The organism is Candidatus Nitrosotalea bavarica (assembly GCF_900167955.1).
Classification (GTDB): Archaea; Thermoproteota; Nitrososphaeria; order Nitrososphaerales; family Nitrosopumilaceae; genus Nitrosotalea; species Nitrosotalea bavarica.
In genome coordinates this window covers 47,948-62,716 of sequence record NZ_FUYK01000003.1, presented here as the reverse complement: position 1 = coordinate 62,716, position 14,769 = coordinate 47,948, and the positions used below count along the sequence as shown (strand labels likewise).

20 protein-coding genes and 1 tRNA gene are annotated in these 14,769 nt (G+C 36.9%); 7 read left to right on the top strand and 14 right to left on the bottom strand.

Translation table 11 applies throughout. The features are described 5' to 3' along the window. The first annotated feature begins 27 nt into the window (after positions 1–27). Complete coding sequence (locus tag C0Q33_RS01365; protein WP_101476811.1) at positions 28–564, top strand: cob(I)yrinic acid a,c-diamide adenosyltransferase; 537 nt, start codon at positions 28–30, stop codon at positions 562–564. A gap of 43 nt (positions 565–607) precedes the next feature. After that, a tRNA-Phe gene (locus C0Q33_RS01360) sits at positions 608–681 on the top strand. A gap of 296 nt (positions 682–977) precedes the next feature. On the opposite strand, the gene C0Q33_RS01355 is transcribed toward C0Q33_RS01360, so the two are convergent. Beyond that, on the bottom strand, positions 978–1,520 hold the full coding sequence (locus C0Q33_RS01355) for a hypothetical protein (protein WP_101476810.1): 543 nt from the start codon (positions 1,518–1,520) through the stop codon (positions 978–980). Positions 1,521–1,525: 5 nt separating this feature from the next. Then, positions 1,526–1,759 (bottom strand): hypothetical protein, encoded by a 234-nt coding sequence (locus C0Q33_RS01350; protein ID WP_101476809.1) that lies wholly within the window; start codon positions 1,757–1,759, stop codon positions 1,526–1,528. Positions 1,760–1,913: 154 nt separating this feature from the next. Here C0Q33_RS01350 and C0Q33_RS01345 point away from each other — a divergent pair, with 154 nt between their 5' ends. Both C0Q33_RS01345 and C0Q33_RS01340 read left to right on the top strand, forming a co-directional pair. After that, complete coding sequence (locus tag C0Q33_RS01345; protein WP_101476808.1) at positions 1,914–2,315, top strand: hypothetical protein; 402 nt, start codon at positions 1,914–1,916, stop codon at positions 2,313–2,315. Further along, the gene (locus tag C0Q33_RS01340; RefSeq protein WP_133120970.1) at positions 2,300–2,680 is read left to right on the top strand and encodes a hypothetical protein; all 381 of its coding nucleotides are present in this window, start codon (positions 2,300–2,302) and stop codon (positions 2,678–2,680) included. The genes C0Q33_RS01345 and C0Q33_RS01340 overlap by 16 nt, the downstream gene beginning before the upstream one ends. A 103-nt stretch (positions 2,681–2,783) precedes the next feature. Here C0Q33_RS01340 and C0Q33_RS01335 read toward each other — a convergent pair whose 3' ends face one another. Both C0Q33_RS01335 and C0Q33_RS01330 read right to left on the bottom strand, forming a co-directional pair. After that, on the bottom strand, positions 2,784–3,071 hold the full coding sequence (locus C0Q33_RS01335; protein WP_101476806.1) for a winged helix-turn-helix domain-containing protein: 288 nt from the start codon (positions 3,069–3,071) through the stop codon (positions 2,784–2,786). A 133-nt stretch (positions 3,072–3,204) separates the two neighbouring features. After that, on the bottom strand, positions 3,205–3,432 hold the full coding sequence (locus C0Q33_RS01330; RefSeq protein ID WP_101476805.1) for a hypothetical protein: 228 nt from the start codon (positions 3,430–3,432) through the stop codon (positions 3,205–3,207). A gap of 418 nt (positions 3,433–3,850) precedes the next feature. On the opposite strand from C0Q33_RS01330, the gene C0Q33_RS01325 reads away from it, so the two are divergent. Continuing rightward, entirely contained in the window at positions 3,851–4,261 is a 411-nt protein-coding gene (locus tag C0Q33_RS01325; RefSeq protein ID WP_101476804.1) for a hypothetical protein, read from the top strand. Positions 4,262–4,268: 7 nt separating this feature from the next. Here C0Q33_RS01325 and C0Q33_RS01320 read toward each other — a convergent pair whose 3' ends face one another. Both C0Q33_RS01320 and C0Q33_RS01315 read right to left on the bottom strand, forming a co-directional pair. Further along, positions 4,269–4,610, bottom strand: a complete 342-nt coding sequence (locus tag C0Q33_RS01320) for a winged helix-turn-helix domain-containing protein (protein ID WP_101476803.1) — start codon at positions 4,608–4,610, stop codon at positions 4,269–4,271. Between the two features lie 3 nt (positions 4,611–4,613). Next, positions 4,614–4,964: a DUF7521 family protein gene (locus C0Q33_RS01315; RefSeq protein ID WP_245867279.1), complete on the bottom strand. Its 351-nt coding sequence runs from the start codon at positions 4,962–4,964 to the stop codon at positions 4,614–4,616. Positions 4,965–5,030: 66 nt separating this feature from the next. Between C0Q33_RS01315 and C0Q33_RS01310 the strand changes: the two genes are divergently transcribed. Further along, the gene (locus tag C0Q33_RS01310) at positions 5,031–5,522 is read left to right on the top strand and encodes a cupredoxin domain-containing protein (protein ID WP_133120969.1); all 492 of its coding nucleotides are present in this window, start codon (positions 5,031–5,033) and stop codon (positions 5,520–5,522) included. Between the two features lie 45 nt (positions 5,523–5,567). Here C0Q33_RS01310 and C0Q33_RS01305 read toward each other — a convergent pair whose 3' ends face one another. The 6 genes from C0Q33_RS01305 to C0Q33_RS01280 all read right to left on the bottom strand — a co-directional run bounded on the left by C0Q33_RS01305 (position 5,568) and on the right by C0Q33_RS01280 (position 10,019). Next, complete coding sequence (locus C0Q33_RS01305; RefSeq protein WP_245867278.1) at positions 5,568–6,338, bottom strand: ABC transporter permease; 771 nt, start codon at positions 6,336–6,338, stop codon at positions 5,568–5,570. Then, on the bottom strand, positions 6,335–7,342 hold the full coding sequence (locus C0Q33_RS01300; protein ID WP_101476801.1) for an ATP-binding cassette domain-containing protein: 1,008 nt from the start codon (positions 7,340–7,342) through the stop codon (positions 6,335–6,337). Before C0Q33_RS01300 ends, C0Q33_RS01305 begins: the two co-directional genes overlap by 4 nt. Positions 7,343–7,572: 230 nt before the next feature. Further along, the gene (locus C0Q33_RS01295) at positions 7,573–8,067 is read right to left on the bottom strand and encodes a hypothetical protein (RefSeq protein ID WP_101476800.1); all 495 of its coding nucleotides are present in this window, start codon (positions 8,065–8,067) and stop codon (positions 7,573–7,575) included. A 96-nt stretch (positions 8,068–8,163) separates the two neighbouring features. Then, a complete protein-coding gene (locus tag C0Q33_RS01290; protein WP_101476799.1) occupies positions 8,164–8,928 on the bottom strand; it encodes a CBS domain-containing protein in 765 nt (254 codons plus the stop codon). 93 nt (positions 8,929–9,021) lie between these two features. Then, on the bottom strand, positions 9,022–9,651 hold the full coding sequence (locus C0Q33_RS01285; protein ID WP_101476798.1) for a RuBisCO large subunit C-terminal-like domain-containing protein: 630 nt from the start codon (positions 9,649–9,651) through the stop codon (positions 9,022–9,024). Beyond that, positions 9,600–10,019, bottom strand: a complete 420-nt coding sequence (locus C0Q33_RS01280; RefSeq protein WP_101476797.1) for a hypothetical protein — start codon at positions 10,017–10,019, stop codon at positions 9,600–9,602. Before C0Q33_RS01280 ends, C0Q33_RS01285 begins: the two co-directional genes overlap by 52 nt. Here C0Q33_RS01280 and C0Q33_RS01275 point away from each other — a divergent pair. After that, positions 10,018–10,845: an ATP cone domain-containing protein gene (locus tag C0Q33_RS01275; protein ID WP_101476796.1), complete on the top strand. Its 828-nt coding sequence runs from the start codon at positions 10,018–10,020 to the stop codon at positions 10,843–10,845. The genes C0Q33_RS01280 and C0Q33_RS01275 overlap by 2 nt on opposite strands. An 80-nt stretch (positions 10,846–10,925) precedes the next feature. Here the strand turns inward: C0Q33_RS01275 and C0Q33_RS01270 are convergent, their stop codons facing one another. Both C0Q33_RS01270 and C0Q33_RS01265 read right to left on the bottom strand, forming a co-directional pair. Beyond that, entirely contained in the window at positions 10,926–12,266 is a 1,341-nt protein-coding gene (locus tag C0Q33_RS01270) for an alpha/beta fold hydrolase (protein WP_101476795.1), read from the bottom strand. Positions 12,267–12,310: 44 nt separating this feature from the next. Then, a complete protein-coding gene (locus C0Q33_RS01265) occupies positions 12,311–14,764 on the bottom strand; it encodes a plasma-membrane proton-efflux P-type ATPase (protein ID WP_101476794.1) in 2,454 nt (817 codons plus the stop codon). Positions 14,765–14,769: the final 5 nt, after the last annotated feature.

Genomic DNA, 14,769 nt, shown 5'->3' with positions numbered 1-14,769 from the left:
AATGACAAGAATCACTAACGTGTAATTATGAAAATTTATACTAAAACTGGCGATGATGGAACTACTGGATTGATTGGAAACAAGCGTGTAAAAAAATCAAACCCTAGAATTGCAACTTATGGTATGGTGGATGAACTTAATGCATCTATTGGAATTATACTGTCTTCAAAATTAGGAAAAGATATTCGTGATTTGTTGACAAAAATACAAAATGACTTGTTTGTAGTTGGCGCAGATCTTGCAAATCCAAATTTGAGTAACAAATCAAACAGGGTTACATCTGATATGGTATTATTTCTTGAAAAAGCGATTGACAGGTTAGAGGAGAAATTATCACCAATAACTTTTTTCATCTTACCGGGAGGGGACTTGGTTGTATCACAGGTCCATCTGGCAAGAGCCATCTGTAGAAGAGCTGAGATAAATGTCGTAAACCTGTCAGAGGTAGATAAGATAAACAACGAATGTTTGGTCTACATGAATAGGTTATCAGATCTTCTTTTTGTGATAGCCAGAACAATAAATAAAAGAAAAAAGATTTCTGACGTTGCTTGGAAAAAATAGGAGAGACACACTTTAATTCCCGAATACTTTGAGAATCAAACGTGCCGCCGTAGCTCAGCCCGGGAGAGCACTCGGCTGAAGACCGAGCTGTCGCATGTTCAAGTCTTGCCGGCGGCACCTTATTTCATGTCTAGGCCATGACCAAATAATTTATCACGTTGACGTTAAGTCAGGACCATATATTCAGAAACAATAGAAAAATAGAGAAATCACATTATCTCATAATGAATTTGTTTTAAACTCGTCGATTTTCTAATATGGTTTGAAGCATTCTTTATGGTAATATTTAGTAGGTCTTGATCCCACCCGTATTACAATATCGCCTTCATTCAAAGGGGTGGTACATTTTCTGCACCTGTTATTTCCAAGGTTGTTTAATCTGGCAACATCTTTTGGTTCTAGTTGAATATGTCTCATATGAAATTCATAATAATTCCATGATGCCATCTTGTTATTACATGTAAAACAACAAGTGTCACTAGTAATGCAGCAAGAACTGCTTGACCGTGAACCAGTCTGCTAAAGAATTTTAAATTTTTACCAGATGTAAATTTTAGTATTATACCGCTAATCATTGATACCGTCATAACAATGGCCAATGAAAGTGAGATGTAATCAAGGCCCCGCATGAGCATAAATCCATGTGATATGCCTGCAAAGAATCCTACGGCATTCAACATTATATGAAAATTCAATACTGGCTGGTACATTGAAGTCAAACTCTGTGATGTAGTAGAACCACCAACTAGCCTCATGACTGGCATTTTCTTGATCATTTTGAATATGACAAGCGAGAGGTTTGCTGCTATTCCGCATCCAATGGCTAACCAGCCAAGTGTAGCAGCAGTACTAAATCCTCTATTATCATCATCTTCTGCATAGGCCAAAGTTGGAACAAATACTAGAACAATGATTATTGATAATTTCAAGTAAGAGTTGGTAGAAAAAATTTTCATGGAGATCACTTTACTCTCATTTTGGCTGCTCTTCGTCTAATGCTGAATACTTTCCAAATTGAATATCCGACTACGCCAAATATTGCTGATATGGTAATGTATAGCGTCAAACTAAAGATAGTCAGCATCATCATATCTGGCTGGCCGCCTTCTGCTCTTTCATATTGTGCAAGAGCTAGTGTTGGTGCACTTGTGGCAAGTATGACAAGTGCGATCAGCAGGTATGAATGTATTTTCATAAATTATTAGAATACAAATCAGAATAAAACGGATGCTACCATTTTCATCAACGAGAATGGATGCTATCATTTTCATCAACGAGAATGGATGCTATCATTTTCATCAACGAGAACGGTAGGAGGTATTTTATAAAATCTATTATATTGTAATGCCATGATGGCAACTCAAAAAAATCAACCTGCGAAAAATTCACAGGATCAAGAATCAGAAATCAAAGAAATATTGGAAAAGTTGAGACAAAGAGACTCACAACTTTTCAACCAAATCATAGATGCAATACACAGTCAAGATGACCGTGCCAGTAGAGTTTTAGCACATGAGGTAGTGGAGATAAGAAAGGCAATAGTCATAATAGAAAATGCCAGTGCGGATATTCTAAACCATTCAAAATGCCCCGACTTGTTACTCTGCCCAATTTGTTGTTCCCCTGAGATTTCAATTTCTCAAAGCAACACATCATCAAAATGTCACTGCCTTGACTGCGGTAAAATGTGGATTGCTGGAATGGACAATACTGAGCCAAAATGGATTGAAAATGTATGGAGTCTGGCATAGATATGGCTCAACATGTGATATCAAAAAATGTATTTCTACTGGATGAATTCATGCCACCAGAAGGTACCGAATTTGTTTGTATGATAAACAAACATGGAAGGATAGAACAGTCCATCTTCAAAAATGGAATCAATATCACTGAAGACAAAAAAGAGATGTTTGCAATGGGAGTACAGTTGCAAAATTCAATGCAGAGTGATTTTGATTATGAGTTTGGCACCGTACATTATACCATTACAGAGAGGGAAAATGCAAGATTTGTCTCAATACCTACCCATATGGGAATTTTATTGGCAAAATTGAACAAATCGGTAGACCCGTTTGTCTTTGTAAATAAAATCACTGAAATGATGAAATCCTTCTAGGAATTACCCCCTCTCCAATTCCTTCATTATTGGTTAAATCGTGAATATGTGAACAAACCACTATGCTAGAACGTAGTTACACAAATTCAAACATAATACTATGTTAATATCTTATTTTTACTGCCTGTATCATTTCAATAAATTTCTGCATTTCTTGAAAAAACTGCATTCCTTTTTCAGTGATGATAAAAGATTGAGTTTTTTTATTTATGACACATTCCATTAATCCAAAACCAACAAGCTTTTGACATTTATCAATTGCAGCATAATGTGATAGGTTTGCTTTTCGGGCTATGGAGGATATTATTTCGCCTTGTCTGCCACAGTCTATTATCACATGTAAAATATCTGAGATTATGCCCATCTCGGAACGGTATTGTTGTTTTGACATGGCATATTTTTCTTTTTCAGGTTATAATGTCTAACTACCATTTTCATAAACGAGAATGGTACTTGACAATTAAATATAAAATTTAGAAAAATGAAGAGGAATTTAAAAAAATAAAAATGGATGGATTACTAGACTAAGGTCCAGATTCTCCAGCTTCTCCAGATGGTGCAGATCCTGATTTAACTAGTTCTGTTGAAGATACTGTTGTCTTGTTAGTCTCTTGAATGTTCAGAGCTTTTTCTGTATTTTCTTCACCGGGTAATGCTAATGCCTTGTCTCCCAGGGTATTTTTTACACCTACCACTGCAACAGATATTGCAATGATTGCAATGGCAATGCCAACCAGAATTTTTTTATTCATGTTAGTTTTTTCTTTTACAAGTTATAATAGCTAGTTACCATTTCTATTGTCGAGAATGGTAGTTAGATAATTAAATGACAAATGCCAATTACATGTGATGAAGTGGCAGAATGAGAAAATGGCTTTGCCTGATCCCCTGCAAGGATATATGTTGTTGTTAATTGCTCATCTGCCACCCACTCTCCAAAACAAATAAGCCGAATTATTTTCAGTGATGAATATACATTTATCATTAATTATTTCTAACAAATCTTATTTTAGGATCTAACCCTATAATCTCAGTGCAAAAAGATTCGAGTGTTCTGACTGAATCAGCATAATCACATCACAGTGTTACAGATTTTGTAAAATACCTGTATCATTCTCGCTGATGAAAATGGTAGTTAGATAATTAAATACATAATTCCAACTACGAATATTGAAAAAATCTATACAACAGTTCATCATGATTATAGTAATTCTAGTACTTGGAAACAGCGGAATCTATTTTGTTACAGCATATTCTCAAATGCAAGAATCAAGTGATCTTCCAAGCCAGATCCAGACAATGCTTTTTGCAACTGCGGCAATTGTATATCTGCCACTTGGAATATGGATGATAAAGAACAACCTCCACAGCAGGGCCCCATATGTCATAGCAAGTCTTGTCTCAATAGCCCTGATTGGATTGTATGTTGTATCAAGAACTGTTAGCCTTCCAATAGTAGGCATACAGGAGGATGTAGGTCTAGTAGACATACTTGCCAAGATTACTCAGGGTTCTATAGTTGTGATATCTTTACTGCTGTTGCAAAACTGGAAGAAGGCAAAGATAACTATTCCACAATAAAATCAACTCATTTTTCTGAGAATTTTTCCCATAGTCTTTGTATCTTTTCATCCATGGTGAATTTTTCAATTTTACAGGACATCTCACCATATCTAAATTTTACTTCTATGCCTGAGACTAGGCTCTTGTAGTAACTTTCGTCAAGGCCTTCTAGTGTACGAATAACTTTGGTTTTCTTTATGAGGACCAGACTTTCCAGATTTTTTATCTTCCTATAGGTAGTCGATGCAGGGATGCCAAGTTTTGTAGATATTTCAAGCGCATTCATCTCATTTTTTGCAAGTATTGAGAGAATCTTTCTGCTGTATTCATCTCCCAGTATTTCTAGGATCTCATCATCGTTTGTCATTTTCTAGCTTTTCTTGACTGCTATGATTAGTACAATGAATCCTGCTATCTCAAATCCTTCTTCAATTATTTTTCCTACACTCTCGCCGGTAAATGCAAATATGTATTCAATGACAGTTTCTCCAAGGACCAACAGTGTGAATCCTATTACTAGGAGGGCCATGGGAAAATATTTCGTTCTCTTGAATGCTTTTATGGCAAAGAAAATGAGAATAGATCCAACTATGACATGTGCAGCAACAAGTACATAATTAGTAATTGATGATTCGACCATGATTACATCATTCTTGTCATACTTGGTGTTAATAGATATTTTCTGTTCATAGAAATCAATTCTGTATGCTGCATAATACACTACCTTCCATTCTCATAAATGAAAATGGTAGGCATCATTAAAATACTGAAATAGCAACAATTCTTGTTGGCCTCAAATACTGTCACTGTAATAATACTGGGCATATCTATTACTGCAATTGCAATTGCTGTTGCCTTGTTTGCTGTAACAATCCCACTCTTGGCCACATCGCATACAAATAATCAGAACACTCTCCAACCAAATAACACTGCGCAACAATATGTTGGAAAAAAGAAAGAATTTTACTTGTTTGATAGTGAAATACCTGGTTTTAATGAGACTGAAATGGGAATGCCGCATGATATTTACAGTATGCCTGTCATCGCAGTCTTCAAAGGTGATAAAGTTGTAATTCACTTTTTTAACATTGAAGAACCTGGCGGAGATAATCATTCATTTACTATCTATGACAAACCGTACAACGTTGATGTTATTGTACATCCACGTGAGAATAAAACCATAACATTTGATGCAAATACCACGGGAACATTTGCTTACATTTGCACATTCCACCAACCTACCATGAGAGGCCAGCTCATCGTACAACCTCCTCCATAGTTGACTTGGATGATCACGTGATTACATCATAATTGTAGTAAAAAATCATTCTAGTAATCTCTTGATTGTTATTGAAGCAAGTGCTACAAAAGTAACAGTAGCAACAAGTAATGCCAATATGTCAATTGGCAAATTTTCATAACTTCCAGATAGCAGCATGGACCTCATTGCATCCACTACATAGCTTAGCGGATTTACTTTGGATACATACTGGAGCCAAACTGGCATTACTGAAATTGGGTATATTGCATTGCTTGCAAAGAAAAGTGGCATGGTAAGTGCCTGACCAATTCCCATCATCCTGTCTCGAGTTTTCATAAATGATGCAAGTAGCATGGATAGACTTGAAAAACACATGGCAAATAAAATCACCACTGCAAAAACACCCAGTATGTCAGGTATATCAAGTCGTATCTTGACTCCAAGTGCAAGTGCCAAAGCAAATATCATTACTGCTTGAAACATACCTCTCAGACTTGCAGAAAGTGATTTGCCCAAAACAATTGATGCACGAGGGGATGGAGTGGATAATAACTTGGTAATTATTCCAACATCTCTTTCCCATACGACTGTAATGCCATAAAAAATTGCTATAAACAAAACAGACTGGGCCAAGATTCCAGGAGTGATGAACTGAATGTATGAGAAGCTACCAGTTGGCATCGCCTTGATGCTGTTAAAAGTAACTCCAAAAACTATAAGCCATAGTGCGGGCTGGACTATTCTTATCCAAAGCTCAGTTGTGTCATGGCGTATCTTTCTTGCCTCCATCTCTGCAACTGTAACAGCACTTGAAAGAAACCTTGCAATATTCATCTTGTATGCCTCACAAAATCGCGACGGGCACTGGTTGCATGTGGGGAAATTTCCTCATGAAGTCTCCTTTTAGCATATTTCATGAAAACGTCATCCAAGTTTGGTTTGTTGATTGAAATCGAATCTATTGCAATTTTTTGATCTCGAAAGAAATTACTAACAAGTGGAATTGCAATCTCTCCGTTCTCAGCCAAAATTTGAATGGATTTTTCATTACTATGCATTATTGTTCCTATCTCTTTTGGAAATGTAATGCTTGGATAAGCCACAGTGAGATTTACTGTGACTACATCTCCGCCGACAGATTTCTTCAATTCTATGGGACTTCCCAAAGCTGCTATTTTGCCATCCGACATGATTGCAATTCTGTCACAGAGTTCGTCTGCCTCACTCATATCATGGGTTGTGATTAAAATTGTGGTACCAAACTTTTCTTTGAGCTGCTTTATGCTTTCCCATACGTGCATCTTTGATGCAGGATCAAGTCCTATGCTTGGTTCATCTAAAAGTAAAATTCTTGGTCTATTGACAAGAGCTTGAGCTATTTCCAACCTGCGCATCATGCCGCCGCTGTAATGCTTGACAAGATCCTTGGCTCTATCAGTTAGACCCATGTATTCTAGAGCATCTTTTATTCTCCCATTACGTTGCTTCTTGTCTACATAGGATAGTTTGGAAAATATTAACAGATTTTCATATCCTGTAAGATCCGTATCAACTGAGATGCTCTGCGGTACATATCCCAACATGTTTCTAACAGTCTCTGGTGACTTTGAAGCGTCTATTCCAAAAACTCTCAAGTTGCCTGTAGTGGGGCGGGCTAGAGTTACTATCATCTTGATCATGGTAGTCTTACCTGCACCGTTTGGACCTAGTAGACCAAATATCTCACCTGGCTGAACTAAGAAAGTTACATCATCAACTGCCCTGATGCCTCCATGATATATTTTTGTTAGATTTTTTGTCTCTATTGCCTTTGTATTTTCAAAATTACTAGAATCCATATATTGAGACTTTTTTTTAAGAATATGTACCTATAGAGCAGAGTCTAACGACACACGCAAATTGTTTTAATGAATTCAAGCCAAGATCCGTCAATATTTTCTTGGTTGCTATATAATTTCCTTCTAATTCTATTCCCAATTATCCAAATATTTTAAACAATAATCACAGATTGGATACCCTGTTTCTTCTTGATATTCTGTTTTACATCTTTTGCATATCTTTTTTGACACTATTTCTTGTACTCGTTAAACCAAGAAAACATCTTTGAAAAATTGTTAATGTTTCTATTCATCATCTGTTCATAAAATTCCAATACTGTAAGCCTGTGACCTACATAGGACTGGATCACGTTTTCATTTATGTCTATTTGAAGTAGAACCATTTTTTTGACAGATTCCAAATAGACGTCAAACATTTCAAGTCGTGTATCACTTACTCCCATATTGCCAAAGAACTCTTTTTGAGCCAAATATGAGGCGGTGTAGAAATCGCTTGTTATGTGTAGGTATTTTTTGTACAGGTCAGAATAAAGTTTGACATATGTTGGAATTTTGGAATCAATCTTTTCAATTATCTCTGAAGTATTGTCTTTTATGATATTAGGTGAAGTTGTTTTTTGTTCGGGTGAATCCTGTTCCTTTTTATTCATCTTGATTGCATCTATGACTTGTTTTTTTGTTGCGTTCTCAATTGTGGCAATTCTTTCCAGTGTTTCTTTTGACATCTATTCTATTACGCTGATCTAACCATTAAAGATACCTCATAATTATCACTCAAACTTGGTACAAAAATTGAATTATTTTTCATATGGTACAAATATCTACATCTGATATGCATCAACAATATCTCTTGCAGTGACAATTCCGACAATGGAATTATTATCTGTCAAGCCTAATCTTTTGATCTTGTTAGATGACATGATTTTTGCAGCCTCATTTGCCAAAATGTCTTTTTTTGCTGTAACAAGTGGGAATGAAGAATAATCTCCTACACTGTTATCAAGTTTTTCTTCTTTTGCAAGAACTCTGACCAGATCTCTTTGTGTAAATATTCCGTGCAATGAATCACGTGTTACTAGTATGCTGCCGATGTTTTTTTCATCAAGGAGTTTTACTGCATCTAAAATCGTGGTATCAAATGGGCAATGATAGACTGTTTTACTAATCACCTTCTCAAGACTAGGAGCTTTATCTGTTTCACTAAATGCTCTTAGCATGTCAGATGCTGTGATGGTTCCAATTAGTTTGTCTGTATCTGCAAATACCAAAATCCTTGCCTTTTTAGATATCATCAATTTTGCAGCCTCAAGTATAGTAGTTTCTGGCGTGACTGAAAAAAATGGCTGGATGAGTTCTTGTTTGATACTTTGATTCATAGCTTTGCCGGATGCAACATGCTTGATGATTCCTCTTTCTGTAAATACTCCAATGGGAGTTGGGTTTGTTTCATCCATCACAATTAATGTTGAAAACCTACTCTCGTTCATAAAATCAACAACTGTCTCAAATGGAATTTCTGGCTTGACAGATATGGGATACTCTGACATGTAATTGCCAACTACCAGTTCGTCTATCTTCAATCCCATGAATATAATCTATAATTCATGGTATTTTACTTGAGCGATTAAATATCAAATATGATAATCAATCAATTCAGTTTTTTATTTGACTGGTATCTTTCATTTTGGCTTTCTAAAGCCCCATTTGCCAAGAGATTGCTTTAATTCAAGATGAGTTTTTGCATACACCTGTAAAGGTATTTCTTGCATGGTAGATTCAATTGCCTGCATTGCAGCCTTTGCACCAGATCTAGTCCCTTGTGGATGGCCATGAATTCCTCCGCTTACAAGTAGTCCTATGTCATCTCCAAGAATATTCATAACAGATGGCAGTAAACCTGGATGTAATCCGCCCGACGAGATGGGTAATACTGGTTTAAAGTTTGTCCAGTCCTGCGAAAGCATTTGCTGTTCTCCTTTGAGATTTTTTTCAAGTATGTTCTTGGATGTAATCTCATCTTTGATATCCAGAACTTCATCTTTACTTCCAACCAGTTTGCCAACTATAGTCCCTATGTGTATCTGATCAACTCCAATCATTCTCATTATCTTTGCAAGAACTAGCATTGTGATTCCATGTTTCGGATTTCTGTCAAAAGCCGCATGCATGGCTCGATGAGCATGAATTGCAAGTCTATAATCTTGACATACCTCACGCAAGGTCTGCACTGCAGATACTCCTACAGTTACTACATCTATCATTGCATATTCCCATCCAAGATCGTGTAACATTTTGGCTCGCTTTTCCATGAGTTTTGTCTAAGATCAAGTTTTTTTCTTACCTCGTCATTTACTCCAATGGAACCTTTCTTGACATAAGTTGTAGAAATATTAACAATTGCAGTTGTCTCTTTTCTTTTTGAATTTACTATGATTCTTCCTAATGCGGTCACCCCAACCTCGTCGGCATCATGCTTGTTTAGAAAAACTATTGGTTTTCCGCCCGATTCTATTCCTATAATATCAACTCTTAACTGCATTTTCATGATTTTTCTATTTTCTGTAGGATATATCATTTGAGTACAATTTTCATCTTTGATTGTAAACCTTGGATGTTCACGATGTTCTACAATAATTCTCAGATAACTTTTTACGACTAGAGTGGAGTTTCTCATCATGAGTCAAAAAACTATCTGGATTATCAAAGCAAATGGTGCCCGAGTGCCATTTAACAAATTCAAACTACGAGAAACATGTATCAGGGCTGGGGCAAGCAGAAAGGCTGCAAAGAGAATAGCTGATGGGATATCTCAGAAGATATACGATGACATGAAGACATCTGAAATTTACAAAATGGTTCTAAATTACCTCAAAATTGAAGACGACGGCACTATAATTCGACACAAGTATCGCCTAAAAGAATCCATCATGAGAATGGGGCCTGCAGGGTATGGATTTGAGACGTATGTGGGAGAAATACTTGGTGCCTATGGTCATAATGTTTTATCAATTGGAGCCATAGTACAAGGTAAATGTGTACATCATGAAATTGATCTCATTACAGAGCTTGTTTCTAGCGGAGAAAAATATCTAATTGAATGCAAATATCATAATCAATCCGGACTGTATACTGGACTCAAAGAATCCTTGTATACGCATGCAAGATTTTTAGATCTTGAAGATAAATACAAACATGAGATGTTGATATGTAATACTAAATTATCTGATGACGCACGAACATATGCTCGCTGCATAGGTCAGAAAATAATTTCTTGGCGATATCCTCCAGAGAAAAGTCTTGAAATGATGATTGAAGAAAAGGGTCTATATCCCATTACGATTCTTGGATTAAACAAATTTGAACTTGCATCTTTTGCAAGAAATAATATGATGTTAATAAGAGATTTGATAAAAGCAAATTTGGGTTTGTTATCTAATCGAACTGGAATATCATGCAGAAGACTAGAAAGACTACAGAGTCTCTCAAGACAAATTTTACAATAAAACAAATAAAATTTCAATGGTGTTGATATTTTTCTTGAAGAAAAATTATCGCCTACAAGAATTAAACCGCATGTAAAATCTTAGGACCTTTGGGCAAGCCACTTTCCAACCTCTGGCCATAATTTCTCATGTGCGCCTGTACCTATACACAAACCAACATGTCCTGTTGGAAATTCAATTAGTTTTTTGTCTGTACTACCTATCACATTAATTACAGATGTGCTTGCTGATGGAGGTACCAGATCATCACTGGTGCCAACTATATCCAGAACTGGTATTGTAATATTTTTCAAATTTATAATATCGGAACCTACCTTCATCTGATTTTTTATCAAAAGGTTTTTTCTATACACTTGATCAATTATCTCACGATAAACTCCTCCTATTATTGGTGTACTGTCGTATAACCATGTCTCAATTGCAAAAAACTGTGTAATCTCATCACGGCTTCGGGGTTCGCTGAAATACCTTGGATACTTTAGTATTGTTTGCACTGGATCACGTAAGAGAAATGCAAGGTTGATGAGCCAGCCTGGTATATTGCCAAATGTGTCAACAAGATTGTCGGCATTGAGATGGGCAGTCCAGTTTTCTATTATTGTCTTTTCCTTGTTGATGTCAACTGGAGTTGCATGCAAAATTAAATTCTTGACATTCTCTTGATGTGTGGAAGAATAGATTAGCGCAAAAATTCCTCCCCAGCAGTAACCTAATAGTGATACCTTGTCAGCACCTGTTACTTCCTTGACTTTTTCTACTGCATTTTCTACATATTCTTCTGCATATGTTTCAAGTGTCAAGTCCTTGTCAAATGACTTGGGGGTTCCCCAATCCGTTGCATAAATGTCAAAGCCTTGTCTTTGGAGATTTTTTATTATGCTTACATTAGGTAACAGATCCAAAATGTAGTATCTGTTGATAAGCGAGCCTACTACAAGGAGAGGGGTTTTGTGCATAGTGGGAAGATCGGATGTGTAATGGAGCAGATTGAACCTGCCTTTCATCTCTATGACCTCCGATGGCGTTCGATTGACGTTGTCTCTTAACGGTTCAAGCATTCTGTTTGCATAAGAGAAGAGGTCATAGGAATTTGCAGTAAATTGACTAAATCCAAAAAGTTCACATAGTTTTGTCCAAGCTTCGACATAATCTGTCATACTTGATGCCAGTGCGTCATCGTTTAGATCATCTCGTAGAGTAACATCAAAGGAAGATCTAATAGTTTTTCTTATGTTCTGTGCTGTTCCATTTCTTGTACTAAGAAAAGTCTCAAATGCCTTTGAGCCTGCGTCAAAAAGTGCAGAATTGTATTTTACCGCAAATTCAAATCCCTTTAACATGTAATCATAGTATGGATTGGACTCTAACATCTTGTTAAATGCAGTAAGGGGAAACGAAAGTGACACTGCCGTTGAAAGCACCTTCTCGAGTCTTAAACCATACGATTAATCTCAAACCTGAAAACCTACTTGAGCAAATTCGATCCCTTACGTTCCAACAACTTGTAGATTGGACCTTTCACAAAGTCCGTTATCAAAAACCATGCCAGTGCATACCCCCAAACAAATAACGCATTATTCCATCCTATTGCAGGTACCAAAATTCCTTGGGCAGTAATTATTGTCGCAATCGTCTGTGTTACAATGATTGCCAAAAATAATTTCAACGCAGGTTTCACTGTCCAAAAATGACCACGCGTTCTTGCAACAAAAAATAACATGTGACCTGCAACTGACAACTTCAAATAAATTAATGATTGCAATGGACCTGTCTTCAAATCAAAAACGTTCATTCCTATGTATAGGAGTACAAATGTAGAAACTACTCCTATTATGCCAAGACCTGTGGCAATTCCTAAAATTTTTCTCATATCCCATCTCTCTGGGCTAGTTGAGATCTTTACATTGTCATAAGCAATAGTCATAATGGGTAAATCGTTTAAGATAGCAAGCAAGACGATCATCAGTGGAGTAATTGGATAAAAGCTGAAAGCAATTATGGAAAATACTAAAAAGAAAAGGATCCTGATAGTTTCACTGATTCTGTATATCGCATAATTATTCATTCGCTGGAATATTTTGCGGCTTTCTTGGATTGCGTCTATGATGACCGAAATTCCAGGTTGGGTAAGAACGATATGTGCTGCAGATTTTGCAACATCGGTTGCACCAAAGACTGCAATTCCGACATCTGCCTTCTTTAAGGCGGGGGCATCATTTACTCCGTCTCCTGTCATGCCCACAATGTGTCCTTTTGCCTGTAATGCCCCTACTATCTTGTACTTGTGCTCAGGAAAGACTTGAGCAAAACCATCTGCCTGCTCAACAACACTTTGGATCTCCTGGTCTGTCTTGTCAATTATTTGAGATGCATCTTGTATGTTTGTACCAAGATTCAACTCTCTTGCAATCTCTTTTGCAATATCAATGTGGTCACCTGTTATCATCTTGATATTGATACCCAGGGTCTTGGCAGTCTTGATGGTCTCCTTGGAATCTTCTCTTGGAGGATCATGCAATGAGATAATTCCTACAAACTCCCAGACTCCTTGCAAATTTGTCCTTGCCACTCCAAGAGAGCGGTATCCTTTGGATGCAAGTCTTCTTACACTTTCATCTACTTTTGCAGATATGTCGTCTTTGTTTAGCACAAGGGCAAGTATTGATTGGGGTGCGCCCTTTGACACCATGAATTCTTTTCCCGAATTATCTTCTATTTTGGATTCAACTCTTTTTATTATTGGATCAAATGGTTTGAAAGAAATCTGTTTGTAAGGCTTGGATTTTTCCAAGACACCTGAGGCCTTGGCTCTTGCAATGATTGCATTGTCAATATGATCTGTATCTTCTCCCCTTGATGCAAGAGTAGCAAACATCAAAAGATCAGAGTCTGTGAATTTATCAAATGTAACAAGCTCTGCAACACTTAACTCGTTTTTTGTCAGCGTTCCAGTTTTATCTGCACATAAAATATCAACTCCTGCCATCTCTTCTATTGCAGTAAGCTTGCTGACAAGAGCCTGTTTTTTTGCAAGAACTGTTGCGCCCACAGCCATGGTTACTGACAATACAGCCGGTAGTGCTGCTGGTATTGAGGCAATCATTAGCACCAATGCAAATTGTAGAGTTTCAAGAAGGCTCTCGTGTCTGAACATTGCCACTAGAAAGACAAGTGCGATTAGTCCTACTGCAAGTGCAATAAGATAATTTCCTATTTTCATTAATGCTTTTTGGAAATGACTTTTAGTTCTTGCCTCCCCAACAAGTTTTGCAGTCTTTCCAAAAAATGTCCTCATCCCTGTGGAAACAACAAGTGCATTCATCTCACCTTTTTGTACGATGGAGCTAGAATAGACAACATCTTCTACATGTTTTTCCACGGGCAGTGACTCTCCCGTAAGGGCAGACTCGTCTACATCAAGATATTCACCATCAAAGAGTTTGGCATCTGCTGGAATGATATCCCCTAGTCGAACACGTATGACATCGCCTGGTACAATCTCTTGAGATGAAAGCTCAACCCATTTGCCATCACGTAGTGCTCTTGATCTAATGGATAGTTTCTGTTTTAGTAAATTTATTGCATTGTCGGCCTTGTGTTCCTGAAAGAATGCAACTATTCCATTTATCAAAAGCAGTGATATTATTATCCAAAAATCTTCCCAATGAGAAATAATCGCAGAGATTATTGCAGCTGCCTCTATCATGAATGGAATTGGGCCCCAAAAATAACCGAGAAGCTTTCTAAAAGGATTTATCTTTTTTTCTTCAATCTCATTGTGTCCATATTCTTCCAACCGGTTCTTTGCCTCATGAGAATTGATTCCAGTTTTTCCTGTGGACAAGACTAAAAAAAGATCATCCACTGTAGATTTTTTAATTTCGTCAGCAGTAAGAGACTTGTGAAAGGGACTTGTCATTGCAA

Coding starts and splice junctions, on each gene's coding strand:
- C0Q33_RS01275 (WP_101476796.1), top strand. CDS start 10,018: ATGAGTCAAAAAACTATCTGGATTATCAAAGCAAATGGTGCCCGAGTG.
- C0Q33_RS01340 (WP_133120970.1), top strand. CDS start 2,300: ATGGAGTCTGGCATAGATATGGCTCAACATGTGATATCAAAAAATGTA.
- C0Q33_RS01330 (WP_101476805.1), bottom strand. CDS start 3,432: ATGAATAAAAAAATTCTGGTTGGCATTGCCATTGCAATCATTGCAATA.
- C0Q33_RS01335 (WP_101476806.1), bottom strand. CDS start 3,071: ATGTCAAAACAACAATACCGTTCCGAGATGGGCATAATCTCAGATATT.
- C0Q33_RS01295 (WP_101476800.1), bottom strand. CDS start 8,067: ATGTCAAAAGAAACACTGGAAAGAATTGCCACAATTGAGAACGCAACA.
- C0Q33_RS01280 (WP_101476797.1), bottom strand. CDS start 10,019: ATGATGAGAAACTCCACTCTAGTCGTAAAAAGTTATCTGAGAATTATT.
- C0Q33_RS01285 (WP_101476798.1), bottom strand. CDS start 9,651: ATGGAAAAGCGAGCCAAAATGTTACACGATCTTGGATGGGAATATGCA.
- C0Q33_RS01290 (WP_101476799.1), bottom strand. CDS start 8,928: ATGGGATTGAAGATAGACGAACTGGTAGTTGGCAATTACATGTCAGAG.
- C0Q33_RS01320 (WP_101476803.1), bottom strand. CDS start 4,610: ATGACAAACGATGATGAGATCCTAGAAATACTGGGAGATGAATACAGC.
- C0Q33_RS01345 (WP_101476808.1), top strand. CDS start 1,914: ATGATGGCAACTCAAAAAAATCAACCTGCGAAAAATTCACAGGATCAA.
- C0Q33_RS01300 (WP_101476801.1), bottom strand. CDS start 7,342: ATGGATTCTAGTAATTTTGAAAATACAAAGGCAATAGAGACAAAAAAT.
- C0Q33_RS01365 (WP_101476811.1), top strand. CDS start 28: ATGAAAATTTATACTAAAACTGGCGATGATGGAACTACTGGATTGATT.
- C0Q33_RS01305 (WP_245867278.1), bottom strand. CDS start 6,338: ATGAATATTGCAAGGTTTCTTTCAAGTGCTGTTACAGTTGCAGAGATG.
- C0Q33_RS01265 (WP_101476794.1), bottom strand. CDS start 14,764: ATGACAAGTCCCTTTCACAAGTCTCTTACTGCTGACGAAATTAAAAAA.
- C0Q33_RS01350 (WP_101476809.1), bottom strand. CDS start 1,759: ATGAAAATACATTCATACCTGCTGATCGCACTTGTCATACTTGCCACA.
- C0Q33_RS01355 (WP_101476810.1), bottom strand. CDS start 1,520: ATGAAAATTTTTTCTACCAACTCTTACTTGAAATTATCAATAATCATT.